The sequence below is a fragment of the Alcanivorax sp. HI0083 genome, from assembly GCF_001635175.1.
Genome location: NZ_LWFX01001663.1, coordinates 1 through 9,385, shown reverse-complemented (window position 1 = coordinate 9,385; position 9,385 = coordinate 1). Strand labels below are relative to the sequence as shown.

Annotated in this window: 12 protein-coding genes; 11 read left to right on the top strand and 1 reads right to left on the bottom strand. The window is 60.2% G+C overall.

Annotation, left to right across the window (positions count from 1 at the left end; translation table 11 throughout):
- From A3754_RS24455 to A3754_RS24435, 5 genes are all read left to right on the top strand, one after another.
- The coding region (locus A3754_RS24455; RefSeq protein ID WP_197468844.1) for an efflux RND transporter permease subunit at window positions 1–556 on the top strand (556 nt) is incomplete at its 5' end.
- A gap of 166 nt (window positions 557–722) precedes the next feature.
- Entirely contained in the window at window positions 723–1,700 is a 978-nt protein-coding gene (locus tag A3754_RS24450; protein ID WP_063521597.1) for a calcium/sodium antiporter, read from the top strand.
- Window positions 1,701–1,779: 79 nt separating this feature from the next.
- The gene (locus A3754_RS24445; RefSeq protein WP_063521596.1) at window positions 1,780–2,895 is read left to right on the top strand and encodes an AI-2E family transporter; all 1,116 of its coding nucleotides are present in this window, start codon (window positions 1,780–1,782) and stop codon (window positions 2,893–2,895) included.
- A 2-nt stretch (window positions 2,896–2,897) separates the two neighbouring features.
- On the top strand, window positions 2,898–3,650 hold the full coding sequence (locus A3754_RS24440; protein WP_063521595.1) for a DUF4397 domain-containing protein: 753 nt from the start codon (window positions 2,898–2,900) through the stop codon (window positions 3,648–3,650).
- Between the two features lie 109 nt (window positions 3,651–3,759).
- Window positions 3,760–4,479, top strand: coding sequence for a DUF4397 domain-containing protein (locus A3754_RS24435; RefSeq protein WP_156497206.1), 720 nt, complete (start codon window positions 3,760–3,762; stop codon window positions 4,477–4,479).
- A gap of 146 nt (window positions 4,480–4,625) precedes the next feature.
- On the opposite strand, the gene A3754_RS24430 is transcribed toward A3754_RS24435, so the two are convergent.
- Window positions 4,626–5,573, bottom strand: coding sequence for a pirin family protein (locus A3754_RS24430; protein ID WP_063521593.1), 948 nt, complete (start codon window positions 5,571–5,573; stop codon window positions 4,626–4,628).
- Between the two features lie 97 nt (window positions 5,574–5,670).
- On the opposite strand from A3754_RS24430, the gene A3754_RS24425 reads away from it, so the two are divergent.
- The 6 genes from A3754_RS24425 to A3754_RS24400 all read left to right on the top strand — a co-directional run.
- Window positions 5,671–6,057 (top strand): OsmC family protein, encoded by a 387-nt coding sequence (locus A3754_RS24425; protein WP_063521592.1) that lies wholly within the window; start codon window positions 5,671–5,673, stop codon window positions 6,055–6,057.
- A 62-nt stretch (window positions 6,058–6,119) separates the two neighbouring features.
- A complete protein-coding gene (locus A3754_RS24420; protein ID WP_063521591.1) occupies window positions 6,120–6,404 on the top strand; it encodes a pyrimidine/purine nucleoside phosphorylase in 285 nt (94 codons plus the stop codon).
- Window positions 6,405–6,467: 63 nt separating this feature from the next.
- Window positions 6,468–7,370: an alpha/beta fold hydrolase gene (locus A3754_RS24415; protein ID WP_063521590.1), complete on the top strand. Its 903-nt coding sequence runs from the start codon at window positions 6,468–6,470 to the stop codon at window positions 7,368–7,370.
- 125 nt (window positions 7,371–7,495) lie between these two features.
- Window positions 7,496–8,581, top strand: a complete 1,086-nt coding sequence (locus A3754_RS24410; RefSeq protein ID WP_063521589.1) for a hypothetical protein — start codon at window positions 7,496–7,498, stop codon at window positions 8,579–8,581.
- Between the two features lie 97 nt (window positions 8,582–8,678).
- Complete coding sequence (locus A3754_RS24405) at window positions 8,679–8,969, top strand: YrhK family protein (protein ID WP_063521588.1); 291 nt, start codon at window positions 8,679–8,681, stop codon at window positions 8,967–8,969.
- Window positions 8,970–9,046: 77 nt separating this feature from the next.
- Window positions 9,047–9,385 (top strand): MATE family efflux transporter (locus A3754_RS24400; protein WP_255363162.1); only part of this gene is annotated, 339 nt, incomplete at its 3' end.

The window sequence follows — 9,385 nt, the reverse complement described above, 5'->3', positions numbered from 1 at the left end:
GGAACTGCCGGTGGGCTACTCCCTGCAGTGGGGCGGTGAATACGAAGCTTCCAAGGATGCCCAGGCGGCGGTGTTCGGCAGCCTGCCCATGGGCTACCTGTTCATGTTCATCATCACCATTTTGCTGTTTGACGCGGTGCGTTCACCGTTGGTGATCTGGGCCACGGTGCCGCTGGCCATTATCGGTGTGACCTTCGGGCTGCTGCTGCTGAACTCGCCATTCGGCTTCATGGCATTACTGGGCTTTCTGAGTCTGTCCGGCATGCTGGTGAAAAATGGCATCGTGCTGGTGGAGCAGATCAAGCTGGATCGGGAAACCATGGCGCCCTTCGATGCGGTAGTGTCGGCCTCCATTTCCCGGGTGCGCCCGGTATGCATGGCGGCGGTCACCACCATTCTTGGCATGATTCCGCTGCTGTTCGATGCCTTCTTCGAATCCATGGCGGTGGTGATCATGTTTGGGCTGGGTTTTGCCACCGTGCTCACCCTGGTGGTGGTGCCGGTGCTGTATACCCTGGCTTATGGCATCAAGCCGGGTGCTGATCAGCATGTCTGATTAACGCGACACGCCCCACGCAACACGTCCCCGCGCGGTGTGCTGCATGGGGCGTGCTGCGTGCTGCGTGTTGCGTCTGAGTAGGTGCCAGCCACCTCCCTCTCTGCCACAATGTGCCCGCCTGACATTATTGACCATCCCAAATTGATGATCCCAAGGAGTACCGATGTTGCTGGCCATTGCCGCCGTGATTGGCGGTCTGATTCTGCTGGTGTGGAGTGCGGACAAGTTTGTCGAAGGGGCGGCCGGTACGGCGGCCCATGCCGGCATGCCGCCGCTGTTGATCGGTATGCTGATTGTGGGCTTTGGCACCTCAGCCCCGGAGATGGTGGTGTCGGCGTTAGCGGCCCTGGAAGGCAACCCGTCGCTGGCGTTGGGTAATGCCTACGGCTCCAATATTTCCAACATTGCCCTGATCCTTGGGGTGGTGGCGGTGATGAGCCCGATTCTGGTGAATTCCGCCATCCTCAAGAAAGAACTGCCGATTCTCACTCTGATTACCTTGCTGGCGGGCTACCAGCTGATTGACGGGCACATTTCCCGCATGGATGCCTGGATCCTGATCGGCGTGCTGGGGGTGCTGATGGGCTGGTCCATTTATGCGGCCATGACCGGCAAGGGGGATGTGCTGGCAGGGGAAGTGGAAACCGACCTGGCAGAGCACCCGCTGCCGCTGAAACAATCCCTGTTCTGGCTGGTGGTGGGCCTGATCCTGCTGGTGGTCAGCTCCCGGGCGCTGGTGTGGGGGGCGGTGCTGATTGCGCAATCCCTGGGGGTCAGCGACCTGATCATCGGCTTGACTATTGTGGCCATCGGCACCTCCCTGCCGGAGCTGGCTTCCAGCATTGCGGCGGTGCGCAAGGGCGAGCACGATATTGCCTTTGGTAACGTGCTAGGCTCGAATTTGTTCAATACCCTGGCGGTGGTCGGTATCGCCGGTGCCATCAAGCCCATGTCGGTGGATCCTGCGGTATTGCAGCGGGACTGGTCCCTGATGATGGGGCTGACGCTGGTGCTGTTCGTTATGGGCTTCGGCGTGTTGGGCCGCAAGGGGCAGATTACCCGGACTAACGGTATCGCCTTGCTGGTGGTCTATGTGGCGTACATGGGGTATCTGGGCTCCACCATGCTGACGGGCGGTTGATCCCCCGTTAGCGCATATGGCGGGTCATTGATTCTATTGGCATGACACCTAATCACGTGACACAGGGAAGCGGCAGGGTATGCGGGACACGGGAATATCGGAAAAACTGGAACAGCGCGCGTTCCTGTGGGCGCTGGTGGCGGTCAGTGCCGTTTTTGCCCTGCTGATTCAGCCTTTTTTCGCGCCCATTTTCTGGGCCTGTGCCATCAGTGTGGTTTTCTATCCCTTCCATAAACGGCTGCTGGCCCGCTGGCCGCAACGGCGCAACCTGGTGGCGTTGTTCACCTTGCTGCTGTGCGTGGTGTTAGTCGTGATCCCGGTGCTGGCCGTGGCCACGTCGTTCGTATCCGAAGGCGTCGGCCTGTTCCAGAAGGTGCAAAGTGGTGAGATCGATCTGGCCAGCTATGTGGACAAGATCAAGCATGCCTTCCCGGGCCTGCAGTCGCTGGCCGAGCGCTTTGATATAGACCTGGAGAAAATCAAGGAACAGGCGGTCAAGGCGTTCACCGGGGCGGGCCAGTTCCTCGCCAAGCGGGCGCTGGCTGTGGGGCAGAATACGTTCCAGTTTTTCCTCAATCTGGGCCTGATGTTGTACCTGGCGTTTTTCCTGATTCGCGATGGCGATTCCATGGTGGCCATGCTGATCCGCGCCCTGCCCCTGGGCGATGAGCGGGAAAAACTGCTGTTTGCCAAGTTCGCCGAAGTCACCCGTGCCACCATCAAGGGTAACCTGCTGGTGGCGATTACCCAGGGCGCGCTGGGCGGTCTGATCTTCTGGTGGCTGGGCATTCCCGGTGCCTTGCTGTGGGGCGTGGTGATGGCCGTGCTGTCGTTGATCCCGGCGGTGGGTGCGGGGTTGATCTGGTTTCCGGTGGCGCTGTACCTCTACGCCGTGGGGGACATGAAGGAGGCGACGATCCTGATTCTGTTCGGGGTCTTTGTCATCGGTCTGGTGGATAACATCCTGCGCCCGATTCTGGTGGGCCGCGACACCAAGCTGCCGGACTATGTGGTGCTGTTTTCCACCCTGGGCGGGCTGGCCATGTTTGGCATCACCGGGTTTGCGGTGGGGCCATTGTTGGCTGCCCTTTTCGTGGCATTCTGGGGTATCTTTATCCGTGAATTTAACGAGGACGGTGTCGCTGCGCTGCCGGTGGAAAGCGAGCCGGATGAGACACCTTCCGGGAGTGCGTAACGATGATTTTTCTGCGATTGGTGCTGGCGGCTTCTGTGGCCGGGTTGTCCGCGTTTGGTTGTGACGAAGACGACGACGTCTTCTCCAACGACAGCGCCCAACTGTACTTCCATAACCAGCTCACCCAGGTGGGTGGCGGCAGTGAAGACGATATCACCGTGGACCTGTTCGTGGATGACCAGAACACGGCAGAAGAAAGCAATGTGGCCTATACGACGCGGGGCAGCGTGAGCGCCAACAGTTTCAAGCTGGACGACGACAGCCAGTCGGTGGCGTTCGATGCCCGCGGCAGCAGTTCCGGCAGCTCCCTGGTTAACGGCCCGATCAACCGGACGCTTACCGGGGGCAACCGCTACACGGTGGTGCTGATGGGCGACACCACCCTGGATAACCGCCAACTGAAAACCTTCAGTCACCAGAAGATGGATGTGGGTAGCGGGCAGATCCGGGTGCGTTTTATCAACACACTGTCACGCCTGTCCGGGGATGAGCTGAGCGTCACCGCCAGCGGTAGCACCCCCGGTGGCCAGGCACTGGTCAGCGGGCTGGAATATGCCGACGGCAGCAGCTACGTGTCTCTGAGTGCCGGCAGCAACCTGGCGGTGACCATCAACAACGAAACCCAGGGCGTGATCATCGATGATGTGAGCTGCAGCGTCAGCAGCGGCCGCAGCTACGACGCCATCATCGCGTACACAGAATTCGACAGTGACGACGACCAGATTTCCCTGTACTGCCAGCCGTTCAGCAACTGAACGGCTGGAACTTCTCGCTACGAAAAACCTCTGAACTGCCAACCAATACCAAAAAGTGGGGCTTCTTCGTGATTAGGATGCCCTTTTTGCGTTTGCCTTGGGAGTAACTATGCGAATGATCGGAATGCTGGCGGTGGCCAGCGCAGTCGTCTTGTCCGGCTGTGGCGGTGACGATGATGACGTGGAAGATTTGCTGCGTCCGCCGGCCAGTCTCTACTTTCACAATCAGCTGACGGATTTTACCGACCCGGATGCAGCAAGTATTCGTGTGGATGTGATCACCAATAAGGCGTCAGATCCGCTATTTGAAGATGTGGGATATTCCACCGATGAGCAAAGCGGGATGAACCTGAAGCTGGCGGCTGATACCGAAACCGTCGATTTTCAGGTTCGCAATGCCGATGGCGACATGCTGGACAGGGAGATTGCTCTTAAGGCCGGGTCGAATTATACGCTTGTGCAGATGGGGGATGTGTCCGGTGCTTCCAGCGCCCTGAAACTGGAATCCTTCCTTCAGCAAACGCCTTCAGTACAGTCGTCGAAGGTGGGGGTACGTTTTATTCACGCCATGTATCAACAGGCAGATACGACTTTCTCTATCGGCACAATTCCAGGCTTGCAGTATGGCAAAGCCACGGCCTATTTTTCGGACACGCCCAATGGTAGCAGCCGTCTGGAAGTACAAGTAAAAGATGCTGCGGATGGCAGCCTGATCGAGACAGTGTCCTGCGCGGTTCAGGCGGGCAAGGTCTACGACGCCATCATTACCCACAAAGGATTTGCTGATCCCGACATGGCGATGTTCTGCCAGCAGGTTGAAGGCAGTTAATTGATTTTGTAGGTCGGCTTAGGGCGTAGCCGTAAGCCGACTCCACCCTGTCCTCTTGCTCCACCGCTAAAGGTCGGATTACGCCTTTCAGGCTCTCTGTGCCCTTGGGTAAATCTGACCTACGGGGAGGGCGATCTACCCCGCGTTTATTTCAGTCGCACCGACGGATCCAGTGTAGGTGCCGTCAAGGGTGCTCCCTGGTAGGCGGAGACCTCGCCAAAGCGATCGTTGGGCCATTGTTGCCAGTCGCTCACCGCCTGATTCAGCCGCTCCTGATCCCGGCCGACAAAATTCCACCACAGCAGTACCGGCTGCCCCAGCGGCTCGCCGCCCAGCAGCATGATGCGGCTGTCGGTGGAGAGTGTGAGAGCCAGGGTGTCGCGGCCCTGCCCCAGATAGTAGAGCTCGCCGGTCTTCAGGGTTTCCCCTTCCAGTTCAGCATGGCCTTCATTGATACACAGCCCCAGCTCGAAATCGGCAGGGACGGGCAAGGTCAGCTGACAGGCTTGTGTGGCCACAATATCGGCGCTCACCAGCGGCGAGAACACCGCCGCTGGAGAACGTCGCCCGGCCAGCTCCCCCACCACCAGAGTGATCTCGGCGCCATCCTGTTGCCATCGGGGCAAGTCAGTGTGGTGGGCAAAGGCTGGCGGGGTATCTTCATGCTCGGCGGGCAGGGCGATCCAGAATTGCAGGCCGTGCATGGGGCCGCTGAATCCTGGCGGGCTTTCCTCGGAATGGCAGATGCCATGGCCGGCGGTCATCAGATTCAGCTGGCCGGGGGCGATAACCTGTTCGTAACCCAGGCTGTCCTTGTGCAGCAAGGCGCCCTCAAATAACCAGGTCACGGTCTGTAACCCGATGTGCGGATGGGTGCCCACATCGACCGCGTTGTCGGCGCTCAGGTCGGTGGGGCCGATGTGGTCGAGAAAACACCAGGGACCAATGAGCCGTTGCGAGCGGCTGGGCAAATGCCGAATGATTGGCAGGCCGCTGCCGAGGATACTTTTGCGCGAATCGACAGGCTTCAGGGTAGGCTGGCTGGCAAGGTTGGGGCATTCCACCGTTTCGCCGCTGGCGTGGGTATTGCTCATGGCTGTCTCCGTGGCATAGTTCAGGTGCGGGGTGTCACTGCGCTTCGAGTATGGAACGCGGTGACAACAAGGGAAAGCAAGGGAAAGGACACGCCTTATGGCCACGGTCAGCCTTCACAGCCACCATCATTATGCCCAGCAGATCAGCGCTCGCCAACATCAGCTCTGTGCCGATGAAGGCGCGGCAATGGGGGGCGAAGATAGCGGCCCCAACCCGTATGAACTATTGCTGTCCGGGCTCGGTGCCTGCACCTCGATTACCCTGCGTATGTATGCCGAGCGCAAGGGGTGGGAGCTGGGCGATATTGATGTTCGTCTGGATTTTTACCGGGATGAGGCGGGCGGCGAGCACATCGATCGTACCCTGGCCTGCAGCGCGCCCCTCAGCGATGAGCAGCGGCAGCGCCTGCTGGAAATCGCCGCCAAAACGCCGGTGACCAAAACGGTTCGGCAGGGCGTTGCCATTACCAGCATGTGGAAATAAGCGGCGATTTGTCCCGGCTTTTGGCATACTCGCGCCTCCATTGAATCAGCGGAGTCCCTTGTATGTTCAAGGTCAACGAATACTTCGATGCCAAGGTGGCATCCATTGCCTTTCAAACCGAATCCAAGCCAGCCACCGTCGGCGTGATGGCGCCGGGAGATTATGAATTCGGCACCAGTGAGCACGAAACCATGACGGTAACCAGTGGTGCCCTGACGGTGAAGTTGCCGGGCAGTGCCGATTGGCAGACGTTTGCTGCCGGTGAGACTTTCGAGATTGAGGCTAACCAGAAATTTCAGGTAAAAGTGGCCATCGATACGGCCTATCTTTGCCTGTACGGCGAATAATCTGCCCGGCCAAAAGAATAAGAGCACCTGCGAAAAACAGGTGCCAACACCAGGGGGAGCCTGATGCCATTATTTCCTGCCAGGGATGGCGCCACGCTACGCGTGCGTTTGCTGGGCCGTGGTCAGCCAGTGCTGATGCTGCATGGCCTGGGCATGCAGGGGCGTGACTGGCTTCCCTTTGTGTTTCCCTTTCTGCGTCGTTTCCAGTTTGTGATTCCCGATTTGCGCGGTGCTGGCGGTTCCGCTGCGGCCCGTTTCAACCAGGCGGACGTGTTCCACAATCACATGCAGGACATGGAAGACCTGGTTCACCATTTCGGCCTGCGGGATTTCCTGTTGGTGGGCTACTCGCTGGGGGCGACCACCAGCCTGCACTGGCATGCTCATGGGGATTTTTCCCCGGTAAAGCGCTACCTGCATATTGATCAGTCTCCGTGCACGGATAACAAGGCGGACTGGCCCCACGGGTTGTTTGGTGAACGCCAGGGACACTTCTATGCGCAACTACGGGAGTTGCTGGCGCTATTGGACGCAGCCCCGGATCAGGGCGATATCGCCAGGCTGGCTCCGGGCCTGCGCAACGCCGTGCTGATGCGGCTGACGGATATTCTCGGCCAGATAGCGGGCCACCAGGGCCTGCATTCCGCGTTTAGCGCCACGACCCGTTGGTCGTCCTTGTGGGCGCGCATACTGCCCCTGGCAGAACTGGCGGATATCCGTGCCTATCTGCATGCCTACCTGTTTGGTGCCCACGATTACCGGGCTTCGGCGGCCGACTTCAGGGTGCCGGCTACGGTGATCACCGGCGCCCGCTCGCCGCTTTATCCGCCCGAGGGCCAGCGGGAATTTGCCGAGCTGATCGGTGCCCGTCACGTGGTGTTACCCAGGTCCGGCCATGTGCCGCTAATGAGCCAGCCATTGGCGTTTACCCGCGCACTAGGTGACTTTTTGGCCGGCACGGAGTGATTTTGCGTGTCGCGTGCGGCGTGGTGCGTGCTGCTTCTCTTCTCTGATAGTGGAATGCTATTTCGCCCTCCCTCTTTTTCTCGCTACCATAGCGGCCCTTGCTGGAACGGATTCGGAGAGATCGGGTGGTCGCCATTCATACCTCAGCCCCGGCGCTGACCCTGCGCGCGGGCAGTGATGCCATCGCGCATTTACGCGAGCATGGCCTGCGGGCCGCCGACGTGGATATCGTTCCCGGAGCGGCCGGTGGCCCCAAGGCGCTGGGCATCAACGGCCTGGACCAGGCCGTGTTCGGCGACTTCCTGCCGTCGGCGCCGCGCCCGCGTACCTTGATTGGCGCCTCCATCGGCAGCTGGCGCTTTGCCGCCATCACCATGGGCGATGATGCCCGCAGTGGCCTGTCCCGGCTGGCCGACCTCTACACCCGGCAGCGTTTCCCCAAGGGGATAACGGCGAAAGAAGTCAGCCATCGCTGCGAGCAGATGCTGTCGGAACTGCTGGAGGATCGTGACCAGCGTATTTTGCACAATCCGGATTATCGCCTGGTGATCGTGGTGATTCGCAGCCGTGGCCTGATGGCCCGTAGCGGTGGTCTGGGCCTGGGGCTCGGGCTGGCGGGGTTGATCGGTACCAATCTGCTCAGTCGCCGTGCCACGGGGTTATTTATGGAGCGTGGGCTGGTCTATCCGGCAGGCGACGATTTGCCGGTGGGGCCGCTCAATGATTTCACCACCCACCATGTGGATTTGCAGGCAGACAATTTGCGGGCGACGTTGTTGGCCAGCGCCGCCATTCCCATGGTGCTCGATGGCGTGACGGCCCTGCCCGGTGCGCCGGATGGTGTGTATCGCGATGGCGGTATGCTCGACTATCACCTGGACCTGCCGTACCAGAGTGATGGCATTGTGCTCTACCCGCACTTCACCGACCGGGTGATCCCCGGCTGGTTCGACAAGCCCCTGCGCTGGCGCAACGGTGACCCACAGCGGTTGCGACGCCTGTTGCTGGTGTCCCCGTCCCGGGAGTATCTGGCCAGTCTGCCCCACGGCAAGCTGCCTGATCGCACCGACTTCAAACATTACCTTGGCGATGATGCCGGCCGTGAGGCGTATTGGCGCAAGGCGGTAACCGAAAGCCAGCGGCTGGGCGATGAATTTCTGGAGCTGGTGGAAACCGGCAAACTGGTGGACCGCCTGCAACCGCTCCTGTGAACGGTTGCGATTGCCCGCCATACTGTCACGGGGAGATGACGGACAGCCCCAGGTGGCCGTGTTAGGCTCCCTCACCCATGCGGCAAGAGGGAACACGATGACATCGACAGCGCCATCTTCCACCGACTCCAGCAGCTGGGCACTGACCCGTGCATTGGTCCACCAGTACCAGTGGTTTCACGTCACTCTGGGCCTGATCGGCAATGGTACCTTTGTTATTGGCAGCGTGTTTTTTCTCTGGGAAAGCTGGCAGCGGGCCGGTACCTGGCTGTTTATTATCGGGTCGGTGGGCATGCTGATCGGTAGCATCGGCAGTGCCATCGTGACCTATGAACGCAGTAAGGGTCGCCAGCCCGGCGATGTGGATGATCAACAGGACAAGACGTGAGCGAGACTTCGCAAACCCATACTGCAAACCTGCCAACCCTGGCGTTGGTCCGCCAGCTCTGGCAGCAGACCTGGCCCATGGCCATGGGCGTCATGTCCCTGCTGGGCTTTTATCTGGTCGACAGTATCTTCGTGGCCCGGCTGGGCACCGCACCGCTGGCGGCCCAGTCGTTCACTTTTCCGTTGGCGTTTCTGGTCATCGGTGTGCAGGTGGGCATCGGTATTGCCATTGCCGCGCTCATCTCCCGGGCCATCGGTGCCGGCCAGCAGGAGCAGGCCAACCGGTTGGGGGCGCTGGTGCTGGTCGGCGGTGGTGTGCTGCAGGGTGTGCTGGTGCTGGTGTTGTGGCTGATCCAGGAACCTGCCTTTGCGTTGCTCGGCGCCAGTGAAGAGATTCGCGCCATGATCCGGCCCTAC